This window comes from Nocardia sp. NPDC041819, from assembly GCF_055590505.1.
On sequence record NZ_JBVJAP010000001.1, the window covers coordinates 725,368 to 742,071 of the forward strand.

Annotated in this window: 19 protein-coding genes; 17 read left to right on the top strand and 2 right to left on the bottom strand. The window is 69.7% G+C overall.

The window, feature by feature from the left end; translation table 11 throughout:
* Window positions 1–14 precede the first annotated feature (14 nt).
* Both ACZ6DL_RS03430 and ACZ6DL_RS03435 read right to left on the bottom strand, forming a co-directional pair.
* A complete protein-coding gene (locus ACZ6DL_RS03430; protein ID WP_466048727.1) occupies window positions 15–1,493 on the bottom strand; it encodes a sensor histidine kinase in 1,479 nt (492 codons plus the stop codon).
* A complete protein-coding gene (locus tag ACZ6DL_RS03435) occupies window positions 1,486–2,163 on the bottom strand; it encodes a response regulator (protein ID WP_040867915.1) in 678 nt (225 codons plus the stop codon). The genes ACZ6DL_RS03430 and ACZ6DL_RS03435 overlap by 8 nt, the downstream gene beginning before the upstream one ends.
* Window positions 2,164–2,277: 114 nt before the next feature.
* Between ACZ6DL_RS03435 and ACZ6DL_RS03440 the strand changes: the two genes are divergently transcribed.
* The 17 genes from ACZ6DL_RS03440 to hypE all read left to right on the top strand — a co-directional run bounded on the left by ACZ6DL_RS03440 (window position 2,278) and on the right by hypE (window position 16,689).
* On the top strand, window positions 2,278–2,652 hold the full coding sequence (locus tag ACZ6DL_RS03440) for a PepSY domain-containing protein (RefSeq protein WP_466048729.1): 375 nt from the start codon (window positions 2,278–2,280) through the stop codon (window positions 2,650–2,652).
* Window positions 2,653–2,887: 235 nt separating this feature from the next.
* Window positions 2,888–3,262, top strand: a complete 375-nt coding sequence (locus ACZ6DL_RS03445; protein WP_466048730.1) for a hydrogenase maturation nickel metallochaperone HypA/HybF — start codon at window positions 2,888–2,890, stop codon at window positions 3,260–3,262.
* On the top strand, window positions 3,220–4,062 hold the full coding sequence (gene hypB, locus ACZ6DL_RS03450) for a hydrogenase nickel incorporation protein HypB (RefSeq protein WP_466048732.1): 843 nt from the start codon (window positions 3,220–3,222) through the stop codon (window positions 4,060–4,062). The genes ACZ6DL_RS03445 and hypB overlap by 43 nt, the downstream gene beginning before the upstream one ends.
* 93 nt (window positions 4,063–4,155) lie before the next feature.
* Window positions 4,156–5,211, top strand: coding sequence for an NADH-quinone oxidoreductase subunit B family protein (locus tag ACZ6DL_RS03455; RefSeq protein WP_466048733.1), 1,056 nt, complete (start codon window positions 4,156–4,158; stop codon window positions 5,209–5,211).
* A gap of 11 nt (window positions 5,212–5,222) precedes the next feature.
* Entirely contained in the window at window positions 5,223–7,019 is a 1,797-nt protein-coding gene (locus ACZ6DL_RS03460) for a nickel-dependent hydrogenase large subunit (protein ID WP_466048735.1), read from the top strand.
* Window positions 7,020–7,051: 32 nt separating this feature from the next.
* Window positions 7,052–7,966 carry a NifU family protein gene (locus tag ACZ6DL_RS03465; RefSeq protein ID WP_466049550.1) on the top strand — a complete coding sequence of 305 codons (915 nt, stop codon included), beginning with the start codon at window positions 7,052–7,054 and terminating at the stop codon, window positions 7,964–7,966.
* The gene (locus ACZ6DL_RS03470) at window positions 7,963–8,598 is read left to right on the top strand and encodes a DUF5947 family protein (RefSeq protein ID WP_040867907.1); all 636 of its coding nucleotides are present in this window, start codon (window positions 7,963–7,965) and stop codon (window positions 8,596–8,598) included. Before ACZ6DL_RS03465 ends, ACZ6DL_RS03470 begins: the two co-directional genes overlap by 4 nt.
* Complete coding sequence (locus tag ACZ6DL_RS03475) at window positions 8,595–9,242, top strand: DUF6084 family protein (RefSeq protein WP_466048737.1); 648 nt, start codon at window positions 8,595–8,597, stop codon at window positions 9,240–9,242. Before ACZ6DL_RS03470 ends, ACZ6DL_RS03475 begins: the two co-directional genes overlap by 4 nt.
* A complete protein-coding gene (locus ACZ6DL_RS03480; protein WP_466048738.1) occupies window positions 9,239–10,567 on the top strand; it encodes a hypothetical protein in 1,329 nt (442 codons plus the stop codon). The genes ACZ6DL_RS03475 and ACZ6DL_RS03480 overlap by 4 nt, the downstream gene beginning before the upstream one ends.
* A 13-nt stretch (window positions 10,568–10,580) precedes the next feature.
* Window positions 10,581–10,700 carry a DUF6893 family small protein gene (locus ACZ6DL_RS03485; RefSeq protein WP_085994907.1) on the top strand — a complete coding sequence of 40 codons (120 nt, stop codon included), beginning with the start codon at window positions 10,581–10,583 and terminating at the stop codon, window positions 10,698–10,700.
* Between the two features lie 22 nt (window positions 10,701–10,722).
* Window positions 10,723–11,040, top strand: a complete 318-nt coding sequence (locus ACZ6DL_RS03490) for a hypothetical protein (protein ID WP_063910407.1) — start codon at window positions 10,723–10,725, stop codon at window positions 11,038–11,040.
* Between the two features lie 13 nt (window positions 11,041–11,053).
* Complete coding sequence (locus tag ACZ6DL_RS03495) at window positions 11,054–11,560, top strand: hydrogenase maturation protease (protein ID WP_466048740.1); 507 nt, start codon at window positions 11,054–11,056, stop codon at window positions 11,558–11,560.
* 2 nt (window positions 11,561–11,562) lie between these two features.
* Window positions 11,563–11,805 (top strand): HypC/HybG/HupF family hydrogenase formation chaperone, encoded by a 243-nt coding sequence (locus tag ACZ6DL_RS03500; RefSeq protein WP_466048741.1) that lies wholly within the window; start codon window positions 11,563–11,565, stop codon window positions 11,803–11,805.
* Window positions 11,802–14,168, top strand: coding sequence for a carbamoyltransferase HypF (locus tag ACZ6DL_RS03505; RefSeq protein ID WP_466048742.1), 2,367 nt, complete (start codon window positions 11,802–11,804; stop codon window positions 14,166–14,168). Before ACZ6DL_RS03500 ends, ACZ6DL_RS03505 begins: the two co-directional genes overlap by 4 nt.
* 16 nt (window positions 14,169–14,184) lie before the next feature.
* A complete protein-coding gene (locus ACZ6DL_RS03510) occupies window positions 14,185–14,511 on the top strand; it encodes a HypC/HybG/HupF family hydrogenase formation chaperone (RefSeq protein ID WP_063050186.1) in 327 nt (108 codons plus the stop codon).
* Window positions 14,508–15,620, top strand: coding sequence for a hydrogenase formation protein HypD (gene hypD, locus ACZ6DL_RS03515; protein ID WP_466048743.1), 1,113 nt, complete (start codon window positions 14,508–14,510; stop codon window positions 15,618–15,620). Before ACZ6DL_RS03510 ends, hypD begins: the two co-directional genes overlap by 4 nt.
* Window positions 15,613–16,689, top strand: coding sequence for a hydrogenase expression/formation protein HypE (hypE, locus tag ACZ6DL_RS03520; protein ID WP_393228753.1), 1,077 nt, complete (start codon window positions 15,613–15,615; stop codon window positions 16,687–16,689). Before hypD ends, hypE begins: the two co-directional genes overlap by 8 nt.
* Window positions 16,690–16,704 lie beyond the last annotated feature (15 nt).

The window sequence follows — 16,704 nt, forward strand, 5'->3', positions numbered from 1 at the left end:
CAGGGGCTCGGTAGTCAGACGCGAGTGGGCAGGGTTACGACGAAGCAGGCGCCGCCGGCCGTGCCGTCGACAACCCGGATGGTGCCCCCGTGGCGTTCGACGACATCGCGGACGATGGCCAGGCCCAGACCCGCGCCGCCTTCGTCGCGGCTGCGCGCGTCGTCCAAGCGGACGAACCGCTGGAAGATGCGCTCGCGATCGGCGGGCGGCACACCCGGGCCGTCGTCGCCGACCGACAGCGTCGCCCGCCCGTCGGCGCTGTGCTGCACGGCTACCCGCACGATGCTCGCGGCATGCCGCTGGGCGTTGTCGACGAGGTTGCCCAGGACGCGCGCGAGCTGGGTACGGCTGCCGGTGACCACGACGGCGTCCTCCGGGGTCGCGATCTCCACGGCCACCCGGTCGCCCGCACGGTGCTCCAGTTCGTCGCGAACCAGGACCGTCAGGTCCACGCGATCCGCACGCGGTTGCTCGCCCGCGTCGAGCCGGGCCAAGAGCAACAGGTCGGCCGCGAGGTGTTCCAGCCGGATGGTGTCGCCGATCAGGCCGTCCAGTTCCAGCAGGTCGGGGTGGGCCTGGGCTACCTCGAGCTGGGTGCGCAGGCTGGCGATGGGGCTGCGCAATTCGTGGGCGGCGTCGGCGATGAACCGGCGCTGGCGCTCCCCGGATTCCTCCAGCGCGGCGAGCGTGGCGTTGGTGGTGGTCGCCAGCCTGCCGATCTCGTCGCGGGAGCCCGGTTCGGGCACGCGCCGGGACAGATCGCCGTCCATGATCTCGGCGAGCTGCCTGCGGATCGCCTCCACCGGGCGCAGGGCGCGCCTGGTGACCAGCCAGGTGACCAGGGCGACCAGGGCGAGCAGCGGCGGCAGGCCGATCAGCATCGCTTGCCGCGCGTCCGCCACCGCGCTGTCGGCGGTCTCCAGCGAGGAGCCCGCGTAGACGGTTGCGGGCTGTCCGCCGGGGGTGGTCACCGCGAGGGCGGCGACCCGGAACGGGTGCGGGCCGTCCTCGGTGTCCACCGTCAGCCGTACGTCGGCGAATTCCGCGTCGGCCGTCGTGGGATCCGTGCTCGGGGAGGGGCTTTCGTCGTCGTCCGATTCCCCCTCGTCCTCGTCCTCGTCATCTGCGTCGTCCTCGTCGTCTCGGTCCTCGGAGGCCTTCGCGAGGGGCCCGAAGTCGGCCATCGGAGGTTTCCCCGCGAGTTCGTCAGCCGCCGCGAGGACTCGGCGGTCGACCGAAACGATCTGCACCGGTCGATCTTCGGCGTCCGGAAGCGACAATCGCGCGAGGTCGGCGCCCGAGGCGAGCTGGGTCGCTACGTCGCGCGCGGTGGTCTCCGCTTGCAATTCGGCGCTGTGCACCAGGTTGTGCCGCAGTACCGCCAGGACCGTGAGCCCGGCGGCCGTCAGCGCCACCGCGACGACCGCCGTCGCCGCGACCGTGGTGCGCGTGCGGACCGATCGCCACCACGCACGCCTGCTCCGCTCAGGCACGGTCGGCTGCCAGCCGGTATCCGGCGCCGCGGACGGTGGTGATCGTCCGGCGCCCGAACGGCGCGTCGATCTTGCGGCGCAACGTGCTGATGTAGACCTCGACGATGTTCGGATCCCCGTCGTAGGCGAAATCCCAGACATGGTGCAGGATATCGGCTTTCGACACCACCTCCCCTGCGCGGACGGCCAGGTGCTCGAGCACGGCGAACTCCTTGGCGGTGAGCGTCACATCCTGCGAGCCGCGCCGGCAGGTCCGGGTGCCCGGGTCCACGATCAGGTCGCCGACGCGCAGCACCCGTGCTCCGCCGCGGGTTCGGCGGCGCAACAGGGCGCGAATGCGGGCCAGCAGCACGAGGTAGGAGAACGGCTTGCTGAGGTAGTCGTCGGCTCCGGTGTCCAGCCCCTCGGCCTCGTCGTATTCGCCGTCTTTCGCGGTCAGCATGAGCACCGGTGTCTCGTGCCCCCCGGCGCGCAGCGCGGCGCAGACCCGGTAACCGTTCATGCCGGGCAGCATGATGTCGAGGATGATCAGGTCGTAGTCGGTGGTGGTCGCCAGGTGCAGCCCCTCGGCGCCGTCGTGCACCACATCCACGGCGAATCCCTCGGCCGACAAGCCTTTTGCCAGTGTGAGAGCCAGACGTTTCTCGTCCTCCACGATCAGCAGACGCATCCACCAAGAGTGGCAGACCGATCCTGAAACCGTCTTCAGGTGGCTTCAGCTCGCCTTCAGTTCCGTACGTCACCGTAGTCGCATTCGAATCAGCACTCCCGCAGGAGGTTTCGCATGACAACCGTTTTCCGCCGTGCCTACGCCGGTCTTCGCTGGCTCCTCGTCGGCACGGCCGTCGCGGCCGTCGTCGTCGGTCTCAGCGCGGCCTTGGCCGCTGTCGCCACCGGCGGGCCGGGCGATCACACCGTCGCCTTCCGCTCGTCCGCGGGGGACTGGTCGCTGGTGGCCGACACCGGGATCAGCAGGCAGCAGGCGATCGACATGGCGGTGCGGGCCGTGCCCGGCGGGCGGGTCCGGTCCACCGAACTCGACTCCGATCGCGGCACCGCGGTCTGGGAGGTGGAGCTCACCACGCCCGCGGGTGTGCGGTACGACGTGACGATCGATGCGAGCAGCGGCGCGGTCCACAGCGCGGTCGACCACGACTGAGCTTCCGCGGCGGCGCAGGTGTGACGGGTCGGTGCTCGGGTAAGCACAAGATGTTTGCTGCCGGGCGGCGGGGATCCGGAGGGGGATCCCGGCCGTGGCTTCACCGATAGCACGCCCCGGCCGGCGTCGTGCGTAACGCCATGGAGATGCGTTCGCCGAGCATCGTAGATTGGGTCCGCGCCGCGGTTGCCCGGGAGTAGCCTCAAGGTTGTCCGCTCGAGGAATCGAGGTCGCGATGCACGAGATGGCCATCACGCAGAGCGTCATCGACGCCGTCTGCGAGCACGCGGCGGGCCGGCGGGTGCACTCCGTCACCGTCGAGGTCGGCGCGCTGTGCGCCGTCGTGCCCGATGCCATGCGGTTCTGTTTCGAAGTCGCGGCCGAGGCGACGGTAGCCGAGGGCGCGCAGCTGGTCCTGGTTGAGATCCCCGGGGTAGGGGCGTGCCGGACCTGCGGAGCCGAGTTCCCGCTGCCCGACCCGATCCTGCTGTGTCCCTGCGGCAGCGCCGATGTCGAGATCCGCTCCGGGCGCGAGCTGCGTATCCGATCCATGGAGGTGAGTGAGGCATGTGCGCAACCTGCGGTTGCGGCGACGACGACGCCGCGCTGATTCGCGTCCCGCACGACCACCAGCACTCCGAGGCGCACGACCACGCCCATGAGCACCCCCATCCCCATGAGCACACGCACGGCCCGGACGCCGACCACGTCCACGTGCCCGCCACCGAGACCGTCAGCCTGGAACTGAAGGTGCTGGCCAAGAACGACGAACTGGCGCAGCGCAACCGGGCCTGGCTGGCCGAGCGCGACATCGTCGCGCTCAACATGACCAGCTCGCCGGGCGCGGGCAAGACCAGTCTGCTGGAACGCACCATCCGCGAGTCCGGCCGGACTCCGATCGCGGTGATCGAGGGCGACCAGGCGACATTGCTCGACGCCGAACGGATCCAGGCCACAGGGTGCCGGGTCGTGCAGGTCAACACCGGCGCGGGATGTCACCTGGACGCCGAGATGATGTATCGCGCGCTGGAGAAGCTCGACCCGGCGCCGGGCACGCTGCTGTTCGTCGAGAACGTCGGCAATCTGGTCTGCCCGGCGCTGTTCGACCTGGGGGAGCGGGAGAAGGTGGTCGTCATCTCGGTGACCGAGGGGACCGACAAACCGCTGAAGTATCCGCACATGTTCCAGGCGGCAGGACTGGTGTTGGTGAACAAGACCGATCTGCTGCCGTATGTCGATTTCGATCTGGACCGATGCCGGGAATACATCCATTCGATACATCCCGGCGTCGAGGTCCTTCCGCTGTCCGTGAGCAGCGGCGCAGGCCTGTCTACCTGGTATGACTGGCTGGCCGAGCGGCGTCGCGCGGCCGGTTCGGCGGCTCTTGAGGAAGCCGCCGGGCGCGCTTAAGGTGAAGTGATCAGGATCACATCGACGGGTGACCCCTTCTTCGAGAAAGGCGAGATTCGGCCCCCGGTGGTCCGCTGCGGAAGGTGGCGAGATATGCCCACTCAGGAAGCAGTACGAGCCGAAGAAACGCTGATCCACGTCCTCTGGATCAACGCCGGGCTCAGTTGTGACGGTGACTCGGTCGCCTTGACGGCGGCCACGCAGCCGAGCATCGAAGAAATCGCTCTCGGCGCCCTGCCCGGTCTGCCCAAGATCGCCGTGCACTGGCCGCTCATCGACTTCGAGTGCGGCCCGAACGGCGGCGCCGATGATTTCCTGGAGTGGTTCTTCAAGGCCGACCGCGGGGAACTCGAGCCGTTCGTTCTGGTGGTCGAGGGCTCGATCCCGAACGAGCAACTCAAGGAAGAGGGCTACTGGTGCGGGTTCGGCAACAATCCCGCCACCGGACAGCCCATGACGACCAGCGAATGGCTGGATCGTCTCGCGCCGAAGGCCACGGCCATCGTGGCGGCGGGCACCTGCGCGACCTACGGCGGCATCCACGCGATGGCGGGCAACCCGACCGGCGCGATGGGCGTGCCGGATTATCTCGGCTGGGACTGGAAGAGCAAGGCGGGTATTCCGATCGTGTGCGTGCCGGGTTGCCCGATCCAGCCGGACAACCTGTCGGAGACGCTCACCTATCTGCTCTACATGGCGACCGGACAGGCGCCGATGATCCCGCTCGACGAGGCGTTGCGGCCCAAGTGGCTGTTCGGGGCGACCGTGCACGAGGGCTGCGACCGGGCGGGCTACTACGAGCAGGGTGAGTTCGCCACCGAGTACGGCTCGCCGAAATGCATTGTGAAGCTCGGCTGCTGGGGGCCCGTGGTCAAGTGCAACGTTCCCAAGCGCGGCTGGATCAACGGCCTGGGTGGTTGCCCGAACGTCGGCGGTATCTGCATCGGCTGCACCATGCCGGGCTTCCCGGACAAGTTCATGCCGTTCATGGACGAACCGCCCGGCGGGAAGTTCTCGTCCAGCGCATCGGGGCTCTACGGATCGGTGATCCGCAGCCTCCGTCACATCACCGGACGCACCGTCGACAAGGAGCCGCACTGGCGGCACCGGGGCCGGAAGCTGGAGACCGGCGCGACCCGCACTTGGTAGGAGGATCTCTGATGACACAGATCATCCCGGAGCCGTCGCACCGGACGATCGAGCCGGACCGTCTCGTCGAGATGGCGTGGGACCCGATCACCCGCATCGTCGGTAGCCTCGGCATCTACACCAAAATCGACTTCGAGAACCGGGAGGTGGTCGAGTGCCACAGCACCTCGTCCATCTTCCGCGGCTATTCGATCTTCATGAAGGGCAAGGACCCGCGCGACGCGCACTTCATCACCAGCCGCATCTGCGGCATCTGCGGTGACAACCACGCCACCTGTTCGTGCTACTGCCAGAACATGGCCTACGGCGTGCGCCCGCCGCACCTCGGCGAGTGGGTCGTGAATCTGGGCGAGGCCGCCGAATACATGTTCGACCACAACATCTTCCAGGAGAACCTGGTCGGCGTGGACTACTGCGAGAAGATGGTCTCCGAAACCAACCCGGGCGTGCTGGCCAGGGCGGAGAACACCGAGGCGCCGCACGCGGGCGACCACGGGTATCGCACGATCGCCGACATCATGCGGGCGCTCAACCCGTTCACCGGTGAGTTCTACCGGGAGGCGTTGCAGGTCAGCCGGATCACCCGGGAGATGTTCTGCCTGATGGAAGGCAGGCACGTCCACCCGTCCACGCTGTATCCCGGGGGGCCCGGCACGGTCGCGACGATCCAGTTGATGACCGATTACCTGTCCCGGCTGATGCGCTACGTGGAGTTCATGAAGAAGGTCGTGCCGATGCACGACGACCTGTTCGACTTCTTCTACGAGGCGCTGCCGGGCTACGAGAAAGTCGGTCTGCGGCGCACGCTGCTGGGTTGCTGGGGCTCGTTCCAGGACCCGGAGTTCTGCAATTTCGAGTACAAGGACATGGAGGACTGGGGACGCAAGATGTTCGTCACCCCCGGCGTCGTGGTCGACGGCAAACTGCTGACCACCTCCCTGGTCGACATCAACTTGGGCCTGCGGATCCTGCTGGGCAGTTCGTACTACGAGGACTGGACCGATCAGGAGATGTTCGTGAAGACCGATCCGCTGGGCAACCCGGTGGACCGGCGCCATCCCTGGAACCAGCACACCAACCCCCGGCCGCAGAAGCGAGACCTGGACGAGAAATACAGCTGGGTGATGTCGCCACGCTGGTTCGACGGCACCGACCACCTCTCGCTGGACACCGGGGGCGGCCCGCTGGCCCGGCTGTGGTCTACGGCGCTGGCCAACCTGGTCGACATCGGGTACGTGAAGTCGACCGGGAACAGCGTGCAGATCAACCTGCCCAAGACCGCGCTCAAAGGCCCGGTCACGCTGGAGTGGAAGATCCCGGTGCACGGCAGCAACACCCTCGAGCGCAACCGCGCGCGCACCTATTTCCAGGCGTACGCGGCGGCCTGCGCGCTGCACTTCGCGGAGAAGGCGATGGCGGAGATCCGGGCCGGCCACACCAAGACCTGGGAGAAGTTCGAGGTCCCCGAGGAAGGCATCGGCTGCGGTTTCACCGAGGCGGTGCGCGGCGTGCTGTCGCATCACATGGTGATCCGGGACGGCAAGATCGCCAACTACCACCCGTATCCGCCGACGCCGTGGAATGCCAGCCCGCGCGACAGCTACGGCACGCCCGGCCCCTACGAGGACGCGGTGCAGGGCCAGCCGATCTTCGAGGAGAACGACCGCGAGCACTTCAAGGGCATCGACGTCATGCGCACGGTGCGCAGTTTCGATCCGTGCCTGCCGTGCGGCGTGCACATGTACCTCGGCAACGGAAAGTCGCTGGAGAAACTGCACTCACCGACGCAGACGCTCACTCCCGAGTGAGTCCGCGTCGGGCGAAACGACCGGAGGTGACGGTGGAGGATCGCCCGGACGACCAGGACGACGCGACATTCGGTGAGGCCCGGTGGCGGGAAGCCGGCGATCGCATCGAGACCTTGCTCGAGGCGAGTTCGGCGGGCGGTGCGCTCGCCCGCGAGCGCGCCGAGCAACTGGTGCGCGAACTGGTCGGACTCTACGGCGCGGGGCTGACTCGCGCGGTCGCGCTGCTCGACGCGGGCGCGGTCGAGCGGTTGGCCCGCGACGATCTGGTCGCCAGCCTGCTGCTCGTGCACGGGTTGCATCCGCACGATGTGTCCACCCGGGTGCGCACCGCGCTGGACAGCGTGCGCCCCTACCTCGGTTCGCACGGTGGCGATGTCCACCTGGTCGACATCGTCGACGGGGTGGTCCGCTTGGAACTGGCGGGTAGCTGTAAGAGCTGTCCGTCCTCGTCGGTGACGCTCGAACTGGCCGTCGAGGACGCGGTGCGGGCGGCGGCGCCGGAAATCGAGTCCATCGAAGTCGTGGCCGCGCAGACGGAGTCGGCGGGGGTGATCTCCGCCGACTCGCTGTTCTCCCGCGTGCGCGCGGACGGCGCACGGTCCGGCAACTGGGTCGCGGTCCCCGAACTGGCCGAGTTGAGCGCGGGCGAGGTGGGCGGTTTCGACGTCGCCGGGCTGACCGTGCTGGCCTGCCGGGTGGGCGAGGAGCTGTACGCCTACCGGGACCACTGTCCCGGGTGCGACGGCTCGCTCGCGGGCGCGGTGCTGGAACGGCGCGTGGGATTCCCGGCCGGTGACGCGGTGCTGCGGTGCCCCACCTGCCGGGCGCACTACGACGTGGTGCACGCGGGCGCCCGGGTCGACGGCGACGGGCATCTCGAGCCGCTTCCCGTGCTCGTGCGATCCGGCGAACTGTCGGTGGCGGTGCCGGTGGGGGTGCACGGGTGAGCACACCGTTTCGCGCGCTCCAGCGAATCGCCGCCGACCGCGGGCCCGCTCCCCGGCCCGGCGAACGGTGCGAGATGTGCGCGGAGCCGATCGCCGAGCAGCACGGGCACGTCGTGAACGTCGAAGGCAGACAGCTGATGTGCGTGTGCCGCGGCTGCTATCTGCTGTTCGTCGACCAGGACGCGGCGCTGCGCTATCGAGCGGTGCCGGATCGGTATCTCGCGTTCCCCGATTTCACGATCAGCCGGGCGGAGTGGGACGCGCTGGAGATCCCGGTGAGCCTGGCGTTCTTCTTCCGCAATTCCGCGCTGGAGCGGACGGTGGCGTTCTATCCCGGGCCCGCGGGCGCGACGGAATCGGAATTGCCGCTGGAGCAATGGAACGCGATCCTGCACCGCCATCCCGAGCTGGATGTGCTCGCTCCGGACGTGGAAGCGCTGCTCATCCGGGTGCCCGACCGCCGCGCCGAACAGGCGGCCTGCCTGCTGCTGCCGATCGACGCCTGTTACGAGTTCGTCGGCCGGATGCGGCTGCTGTGGCACGGCTTCGACGGCGGTCAGGACGTGCACCGGTATCTGGAACAGTTCTTCGCCGAGACGTCGGCCCGCGCTCGAGCCGGGGGTGCGGCATGAGCCCGGTGTACTCGACGACGTTCGCCGTGCTCGAGATGAAACCCGAGCCGTATGCCGTCGCGCCGATCCTGTCCGCGCGGGTCGGCATCGCCGCGCTCGCGGAGGAACCCGTGCACGCCATCGCCCTGCGGGCGCAGGTGCGCATCGAGCCGTTCCGCCGCGGCTACTCCGACGAGGAGGCCGCGGGCCTGGTCGATCTGTTCGGTCCGCGCGAACGGTGGCACGAGACCCAGCGTTCGTTTCTCTGGATGCACTGCGCCACCATGATTCCGGGTTTCACCGGCGGCGCCGAAGTGGATCTGCCGATGCCGTGCACCTACGACTTCGAGGTGACCGGGTCGAAATACCTGCACGCGTTGCGCGAGGGTGTGGTTCCGTTGCTCTTCCTGTTCAGCGGAACCGTATTCATCCGGGGCAGTACGGGATTCGCCATCCAGCAGATCCCGTGGGACCGCGAGGACAAGTTCGAGATGCCCGTGGCGGTGTGGCAGAACCTGATGTCCGCGTACTTCCCGAATTCCGGGTGGGTGCGGCTGCACAACGACACCCTCCGCGCGCTGGCCGCCTACAAGTCCGGCCACGGCCTGCCCGGTTTCGACGACGCGGTGACCCGCCTGCTGACCAGCACCGAGGAGACGCCGTGACGACCGCCGACGCCCGCGCCCGCGCTCGTGCCGTTGCCGACGCGGTGCTCTACGAGGGCTACTTGCTCTACCCCTACCGGGCCGACGCGCGCAAGAACCAGTCGCGATGGCAGTTCGGCGTGCTGGGGCCGCGCGGAGCCGCCGCCGCAGGGCTCGGTGAGGAGCAGGCACTGTCGGCGCAGTGCCTGGTCGCTCCCGGCGAAAATCCGGAGATCACCCTGACCGTCCGGTTCCTCCAGCTCCAGCGCCGCCAAGTGATGGACGCCGGCGGCGCGTCCGTCGCCGAGTGGTCCGACGGTGAGCGGTCGTGGCTGTCCTGGGACGAGGCGGTCGAGCAGGAGGTCGTCATCGGTCCGGTCCCGCCGGGCCGCCTCGTGCGGTCGCTGGACATCCCGGGCGGCCGCGACACCGAGGAGATCGCCACGGCCGCCGCCCCCGGGCGAGGCACGCTCGTGCGGACCCGGCTGCCGCTGGCGGGCGAGCTGGAACTCGCGGCCGACCGGGACGACGGCTTCGTGCGGCTTACCGTCATCCTGCGCAATGTGGGCGAACCCGCGACCGACCAGCGCGACGCCATCGCACGCTCGCTGATCGGCGCGCACGTCATCGCGGAGATCACCGGCGGCGAGTTCGTCTCGCTGCTGGAACCGCCGCCGGACGCGGTGGCCGCGGCCGCCCGCTGCGATCGGTACCGCTGCTTCCCGGTGCTCGCGGGGCCACCCGGCGACTACAGCATGCTGCTGATCTCGCCGATCATCCTCTACGACCACCCGGAGATCGCGGAGCAGAGCGAAGGCGCGCTGTTCGACTCGACCGAGATCGACGAGATCCTCACGCTGCGGATCCTCACGATGACCGACGCGGAGAAGGCACGGGCGCGCGCCACCGATCCGCGCGCGGCGGAGATCATCGACCGCTGCGAAGCCATGTCACCCGACGCGATGCGACAGCTGCACGGGGTGCTGCGCGACCCCCACGCCGAAGGCCCGGGACTGATCCCGGAGATCCCCGAAGGCCTCGATTGGTGGGACCCGTCGGCCGACGAGGCCGTACGCCCCGACCTCGACGCGGTGCCGGTCGCGGGTGTGCTCGTGCGCAAGGGCAGCAGGGTCCGACTGCATCCGTCGCGGCGGGCCGACGCCCAGGATCTGTTCTTCGACGACCGGTGTGCCCGGGTCGTCTCGGTCCACGAGGACGTGGACGGGCAGGCGCACGTCGGGGTCGTGCTGGACGACGACCCGGCGGCCGAGTTGCACGAATGGTATGGCCGCTACCTGTATTTCGCCCCCGACGAAGTGGAGCCGCTCGACGGCACCGAGAAGTGAAAGGAAGTCCGCTATGGAAACCGTGGGAGTGGTGTCGACAACCGTCGTCGCCGTGCTGGTGGCGGCGGGAGTGTATCTCGGCGTGCGCTCGATCCCGGATCTGCGGCGTTACCTCAAGATCCGGCACATGTAGCGGCCGACCGGAAAGGAGCATCATGGCTGAGCATCGCGAAGAGCCGCAATCGGCACGGGGCGCACCGGGTTCGCGCGACACCGGCGCCGACGTCGCGGCCGGGGGACCGGCGGATCGGGAGCCGGGGCACATCGATCACGAGGAAATGACCTCCGCGCACTCCGACGACGCCAAGAAGGGCACCGAGTTCACCTCGCAAGCCCCGCCCGGCACCGAATCGGCGGCGCCGCCCTACGACGAGCGCAAGGAGACCGCCAACGCCCCCTCCGAGACGGCGACCGGGAAGGTCGACGACGCGCGGGTGGGCGGCGCGACAACGCCGACCGAGGAAGAGGGGTGATTCCACGGGCGCGGTGCTGATCGCCGGGATCGGCAACATCTTCCTCGGCGACGACGGATTCGGACCCGAGGTGGTGCGGCGGCTGCCGCTCCACCCCGACCCGGGCGTGCGCGCGGTGGATTACGGCATCCGCGGCATGCACCTCGCCTACGACCTGCTCGATCATTGGGACGCGCTGGTGCTGATCGACGCGCTGCCCGATCGCGGCGCACCCGGCCGGATCGAGGTGTTCGCCGCCGCGCCGGAGGACACCGGCGCCGCGCATCTCGACGCGCACGCGATGAGCCCGGACGCGGTCTTCGCCGGAGTGCGCGCCCTGGGCGGTGCGCTCCCACCCACCGTGGTGATCGGCTGCCAGGTCGCCTGCGTGGCGGAGGGCATCGGCTTGTCCGAGCCGGTCGCCGCGGCGGTGGACGAGGCGGTGGCGGCCGTGGGCGGTGTGCTCGCCGAGTTGCTGTCCTCCGGTGCACCCGATGGTTCCGGGCCGCCGCGGCGGGCCACAGCGCGACAGGAGGACTGACGATGTGTCTGGGCATCCCGGGACGCGTGCTGGCGATCCCCGACGGCTACCACGGCCAGATCGCGCTGGTCGAGGTGTCCGGCGAGCAGCGGAAGGTGAACATCGGCCTGCTCGACGAGGATCCGGCCCAGCCGGGTGACTGGGTGATCATCCACATGGGCTTCGCGGTGGAGAAGACCGACGAGGCCGGGGCCACGGCGGCGCTGGACGGGTTGCGCCTGCTGCAACGCGGAGACCTGCCATGACCACCCAGCGGCTGCGGCGTCGTCTGCTCGTGCGCGGTGTGGTCCAAGGCGTCGGGTTCCGCCCGTTCGTCTACACCACCGCCGCCGAGCTGTCCCTGTCCGGCAGCGTCGGCAACGACAGCAGTGGCGTCGTCATCGAAATCGAGGGAGCCCCGCCGGATCTGGACCGGTTCGCCGAGCGGCTGCGGCTGCGCCCGCCGCCGCTGGCGGTGGTCGAGGCGGTCGAGCAGGCCGACATCCCGGTGCGTGGCGGCACCGGCTTCCACATCGCGGGCACCACCCGCGACGGCGGTGGCCGCACGCTGGCCTCTCCCGATGTCGCGATCTGCGCGGACTGCGAACGCGAGTTGCGCGATCCCAGGGACCGCCGTTATCGCCATCCGTTCGTCAACTGCACCAATTGCGGTCCGCGTTTCACCATCATCGCGAGTCTGCCCTACGACCGCGAGCGGACGTCGATGGCCGACTTCGCCATGTGCAACCGGTGCGCGCGGGAATACGCCGATCCGGCCGACCGTCGCTTCCACGCGCAACCGATCGCCTGCCCCGACTGCGGTCCCACCCTCGGATACGCGGGGCCGGGAGCCGGTGCGCCCCTGACGGCGGCGCGGCAGCTGCTGCGCGCGGGCGGCATCCTGGCGGTCAAAGGCATCGGCGGCTACCACCTGGCCTGCGACGCCACCGACGAGACGGCCGTGGCCGAGCTGCGCAGGCGCAAACGCCGCGGGGACAAGCCGTTCGCCGTGATGGTGCCGGATCTCGCAACGGCCAGGGCCATCGTCGCCGTCGACGACGCCGCCGCGACGCTGCTGACCAGCCCGGCTCGCCCGATCGTGCTTCTCGCTCGCCGGTCCGCGGCCGGGGAATCCTCCTCTTCCGCAGCCGATTCGATCCGCGCCGCTCAGCCGGGTGATGACACCGTGTCGGCGGGCGCGGCGCGGGCGTGCCGCCCGATCCCGGCTCCCTCGGTGGCACCCGGCAACCCGGACCTGGGCGTCATGCTCGCCTACACCCCGCTGCATCTGTTGCTGTTCGGTCTGCCCGGCGACCCGCCCGGCCCGCAGGTGCTGGTGATGACCTCCGGCAACCTCGGCGGCGAGCCGATCTGCTACCAGGACGAGGACGCCCGCACCCGGCTGGCCGGGCTGGCCGACGGCTGGCTGACGCACAACCGGCGCATCCTGGTGCCCTGTGACGACTCGGTGGTGCGTTCGCTCGACGGCCGCGAACTGCCCGTCCGGCGCTCGCGCGGGTACGCGCCGCTGCCGCTGCTGCTGCCGGTTCCACTGCCGCCGACGCTCGCCGTCGGCGCGGACCTCAAGAACACATGCGCGGTGGCCGACGGTCGATACGCCTGGCTGAGCCAGCACATCGGCGACATGGACGATCTGGCGACGCTGCGCTCCTTCGACGCGGCCCAGCGCCACCTCGAGGAACTCACCGGGGTGCGGCCCGCCCAACTGGTCGCCGACGCGCATCCCGGCTACCGCTCCACCGCGTGGGCGCGCAGGCACGCGGGTGAGCGAGCCGTGTACACCGTCCAGCACCACCACGCGCACATCGCCGCGGTCATGGGCGAGCACGGACTCGGCGCGAGCGACCAGGTGGTCGGCATCGCCTTCGACGGCACCGGATACGGACCGGACGCGGCGGTGTGGGGCGGTGAGGTGCTGCTCGCGGGTTACAAGGGCTATCGCCGCTTGGCCCATCTGAAATACGTGCCGCTGGCCGGCGGCGATCTCGCGGTGCGCAGGCCCTACCGCATGGCGCTGGCGCATCTGCGGTCGGCCGGGATCGAGTGGACCGAGGACATTCCGGCGGTCGCGGCATGTCCGCCCGCCGAGCGTTCGGTGCTGGCCCACCAGCTCCGGACCGGTTGGGGCTGCGCTCCCACGTCCAGCATGGGCCGGCTGTTCGACGCGGTGTCCTCGCTGTGCGGCGTGCGGCACGTCGTCGACTACGAAGCGCAGGCGGCCATCGAGCTGGAAGGGTTGTCCCGGGCGGGCGCCGAAGGCGCCGCCGCATACCGGTTCCCGCTGGTCGATGGTGATCCCGCCCTGATCGATCCCGCACCGGTGCTCGCGGATGTGGTCGCCGACGTGCGCGCGGGCGCACCCGCCCAGGTGGTGGGCGCCCGGTTCCACGCCGCCGTCGCCCGGCTGGTGCTCGAGCTCGCGGCTCGCTACGCCGCCCCGGCGACGGTCGTCGCCCTGTCCGGCGGCGTTTTCCAGAACGCCCTGCTGCTCGCGCGATCGTGTGCGCTGCTGCGCGACAACGGCTTCACCGTGATCACCCACCACCGACTGCCGCCCAACGACGGCGGCCTCGCGTTCGGGCAACTCCTCGCGTGCAGCGAGGGATGAGCGAAGGAGAGCAACGATGTGTCTTGCGGTACCAGGCAAAGTGCTCAGCCTGCACGAGCGGGACGGCACCCTGATGTCGGTCGTCGACTTCGGCGGCGTGCACAAGGATGTGTGCCTGCAATACATCCCGGACGCGGCGGTCGGTGACTACGTCGTGGTCCACGTCGGTTTCGCGATCCAGCGGCTGGACGAGGAGTCCGCGTTGCGGACCCTGGCCGAGTTCGAGCACCTCGGCGTACTGAACGAGGAATTCGGCGACGGTTTCGCCATCGCCGCGAAGCAGGCGGGCATGGACAACCCAGCCGCCGAGCCATCACGCGAGGAACCGGAGGCCCGGTCATGAAATACCTGGATGAATTCAGCAATCCCGAGCTGGCCCAGCGCCTGCTCGATCGGATCCGCACCGCGACCAGCCGCCGCTGGGCGATCATGGAAGTCTGTGGCGGACAGACCCATTCGATCATCCGCCACGGTATCGACCAACTGCTGCCCGACCAGATCGAGATGATCCACGGTCCCGGCTGCCCGGTCTGCGTCACCCCGCTCGAGGTGATCGACAAGGCGCTGGAGATCGCCGCGCAGCCGGGCGTGATCTTCTGCTCGTTCGGCGACATGCTGCGCGTGCCCGGCAGCGCCAAGGACCTGTTCCGGGTCAAGAGTGAAGGCGGTGACGTCCGGGTGGTGTACTCGCCGCTGGACGCGCTGAACCTGGCCAAGGAGAATCCCGACCGGGAAGTCGTGTTCTTCGGTATCGGCTTCGAGACCACCGCTCCGGCCAACGCGATGACGGTGTACCAGGCGAAGCGCCTTGGCATCCGGAACTTCTCGCTGCTGGTGTCGCACGTTCTGGTGCCGCCTGCCATCGCCGCGATCATGGAGTCGCCGACCTGCCGGGTGCAGGGGTTCCTCGCCGCCGGGCACGTCTGCACCGTGATGGGCACCGACGAGTATCCGCCGCTGGCCGAGCAGTACAGGGTGCCGATGGTGGTCACCGGGTTCGAGCCGCTGGACATCCTGGAGGGCATCCGCCGCACCGTGCTGCAACTGGAGTCGGGCAGGCACGAACTGGAGAACGCCTACCCGCGCGCGGTGTCCGCGACGGGCAATCCCGCGGCGAAGGCCATGCTGCAGGACGTCTTCGAAGTCACCGACCGAGCCTGGCGGGGCATCGGCGTGATCCCGCGCAGCGGCTGGCGGCTGTCGGATCGCTATCGCGAGTTCGACGCCGAACACCGCTTCGCCGTGGGCGACCTGCACACCGCCGAATCGACCATCTGCCGTTCCGGCGAGGTGCTGCAAGGGTTGATCAAACCCAACGAGTGCGCCGCCTTCGGCAAGCAGTGCACGCCGCGTAACCCGCTGGGCGCCACCATGGTGTCCTCCGAAGGCGCGTGCGCCGCCTACTACCTGTACCGGCGGCTCGATCTGCCCGCGGAGGTGGCCCATGCGTGAGGACGGCGCCGCCCCCGTGGCGATCGACGTGGAGGGCTGGGTCTGCCCGATGCCGCTGCGGGACGCGCCGAACATCGTGATGGGCCACGGCGGCGGCGGAGCGATGTCCGGCGAACTGATCGAGCATCTGTTCCTGCCCGCGTTCGGCTCGGCCGCGCACGCCGATCTCGGTGACTCCGCGGTGGTCACGCTCGACGGCGCGCGACTGGCCTTCTCCACCGATTCGTTCGTGGTGAAGCCGATCGTGTTCCCGGGCGGCACGATCGGTGAACTCGCGGTCAACGGCACGGTGAACGATCTGGCCATGTCCGGCGCGCGCCCGATGGTGCTGTCCACCGCGTTCATCCTGGAGGAGGGCACCGCGCTGGCCGACATCGCGCGCATCGCGCAGGCGGTCGGCACCGCCGCGCTGGCGGCGGAAGTCCAGCTGGTCACCGGCGACACCAAGGTCGTCGACGCCGGACACGGTGACGGGATCTACATCAACACCGCGGGAATCGGCGTGGTGGCCCCCGAGGTCGACATCCGGCCGCAGCGCGCGAGGCCGGGCGACGTCGTGCTGGTCAGCGGTGACATCGGCGTGCACGGTGTCGCGGTGCTCAGCTGCCGCGAAGGACTGGAATTCGGCACCACCGTGCTCAGCGACACCGCGCCGCTGCACGGCTTGGTCGCGGCGATGCTGGCCACCGGCGCCGACGTGCACGTGCTGCGCGACCCCACCCGCGGCGGCGTCGCGGCCTCGCTCAACGAGATCGCTCGCGCCGCGGGGGTCGGCGTATCCCTGGACGAGCGGCAGCTGCCGGTGCCCGACGGCGTGCGCGACGCGTGCGGCCTGCTCGGCCTGGACCCGATGTACGTGGCCAACGAGGGCAAGCTGCTGGCGTTCGTCGCGGCCGAGGACGCCGATCGTGTGCTCGCGGCGATGCGGGAGCACCCGCTGGGTGCGCAGGCCGCGGTGATCGGCCGGTGCGTCGCCGAACATCCCGGCATGGTGGTGGCTCGCACCGCGCTCGGCGGGACCCGGGTGGTGGACCTGCCCGCGGGCGAGCAATTGCCGCGAATCTGCTGACGGCGGACGCAACGG

What these genes read in the sequence shown, in the direction of transcription:
- ACZ6DL_RS03435 (WP_040867915.1), bottom strand. Translation starts at nt 2,163, where the DNA reads ATGCGTCTGCTGATCGTGGAGGACGAGAAACGTCTGGCTCTCACACTG.
- ACZ6DL_RS03440 (WP_466048729.1), top strand. Translation starts at nt 2,278, where the DNA reads ATGACAACCGTTTTCCGCCGTGCCTACGCCGGTCTTCGCTGGCTCCTC.
- ACZ6DL_RS03445 (WP_466048730.1), top strand. Translation starts at nt 2,888, where the DNA reads ATGCACGAGATGGCCATCACGCAGAGCGTCATCGACGCCGTCTGCGAG.
- hypB (WP_466048732.1), top strand. Translation starts at nt 3,220, where the DNA reads ATGTGCGCAACCTGCGGTTGCGGCGACGACGACGCCGCGCTGATTCGC.
- ACZ6DL_RS03455 (WP_466048733.1), top strand. Translation starts at nt 4,156, where the DNA reads ATGCCCACTCAGGAAGCAGTACGAGCCGAAGAAACGCTGATCCACGTC.
- ACZ6DL_RS03460 (WP_466048735.1), top strand. Translation starts at nt 5,223, where the DNA reads ATGACACAGATCATCCCGGAGCCGTCGCACCGGACGATCGAGCCGGAC.
- ACZ6DL_RS03475 (WP_466048737.1), top strand. Translation starts at nt 8,595, where the DNA reads ATGAGCCCGGTGTACTCGACGACGTTCGCCGTGCTCGAGATGAAACCC.
- ACZ6DL_RS03485 (WP_085994907.1), top strand. Translation starts at nt 10,581, where the DNA reads ATGGAAACCGTGGGAGTGGTGTCGACAACCGTCGTCGCCGTGCTGGTG.
- ACZ6DL_RS03490 (WP_063910407.1), top strand. Translation starts at nt 10,723, where the DNA reads ATGGCTGAGCATCGCGAAGAGCCGCAATCGGCACGGGGCGCACCGGGT.
- ACZ6DL_RS03500 (WP_466048741.1), top strand. Translation starts at nt 11,563, where the DNA reads ATGTGTCTGGGCATCCCGGGACGCGTGCTGGCGATCCCCGACGGCTAC.
- ACZ6DL_RS03505 (WP_466048742.1), top strand. Translation starts at nt 11,802, where the DNA reads ATGACCACCCAGCGGCTGCGGCGTCGTCTGCTCGTGCGCGGTGTGGTC.
- ACZ6DL_RS03510 (WP_063050186.1), top strand. Translation starts at nt 14,185, where the DNA reads ATGTGTCTTGCGGTACCAGGCAAAGTGCTCAGCCTGCACGAGCGGGAC.
- hypD (WP_466048743.1), top strand. Translation starts at nt 14,508, where the DNA reads ATGAAATACCTGGATGAATTCAGCAATCCCGAGCTGGCCCAGCGCCTG.
- hypE (WP_393228753.1), top strand. Translation starts at nt 15,613, where the DNA reads ATGCGTGAGGACGGCGCCGCCCCCGTGGCGATCGACGTGGAGGGCTGG.